The 615-nt window shown below is 64.6% G+C and carries 1 protein-coding gene; it reads left to right on the forward strand.

The genetic code is table 11. The annotated features are described in order from the left end of the window. The first annotated feature begins 182 nt into the window (after positions 1-182). The gene (locus tag DLJ59_RS00015; RefSeq protein ID WP_124770492.1) at positions 183-611 is read left to right on the forward strand and encodes a PRC-barrel domain-containing protein; all 429 of its coding nucleotides are present in this window, start codon (positions 183-185) and stop codon (positions 609-611) included. The last annotated feature ends 4 nt before the right edge of the window (positions 612-615 follow it).

Below are 615 nucleotides of genomic sequence, written 5' to 3' on the forward strand. Positions count from 1 at the left end.
TGAGCCGGCTGCAACCCGGTGAACGGGAAGATCCACTCGGGCCGGGCTGCGGAGATCACCTGCACCCAGACATCCTGGATGATCGTCCTCAACAGACAGATGTCGGGGTTACGAGACGTCCCTTAGTCCGGGACGTCATACGGGTAGCGCAAAGGGAGCAGACGCTACGGAAGGAGCAGTTCATGCCACACGACATCACGGCGATTCTGGTCAAGCTCGGTGACTCCGGGCAGACGATCGCGGCTGCCGAGCAGGACGTGCGCGGCCGGCACGTCCTCGACGCTGACGGTGACGACCTGGGCAAGGTCGACGACCTGCTGATCGATCGCGAGGAGCACAAGGTGCGGTTCCTGCGAGTCGAGCACGGGGGAGTTCTCGGTATCGGCGCCACCGCCACCTTCATCCCCGTCGAGGCGGTCAGCGACGTCACCGACGACACGGTGCGGGTCGACCTGACCCGGCAGAAGATCGAGCAGGCCCCGACGTACGACCCGGAGGTTGTCGAGGAGATCGGCTACTACGAGGACGTGTACTGGTATTACGGCTATGCGCCGTTCTTCAACCCGAGTGGAGTCGCTCCGCCGTACCCGGTGCCCCCGACCCGACGCTGACTTC

Origin of the sequence: Micromonospora inaquosa, from assembly GCF_003857055.1 — a bacterium.
GTDB classification, from domain to species: Bacteria; Actinomycetota; Actinomycetes; order Mycobacteriales; family Micromonosporaceae; genus Micromonospora; species Micromonospora inaquosa.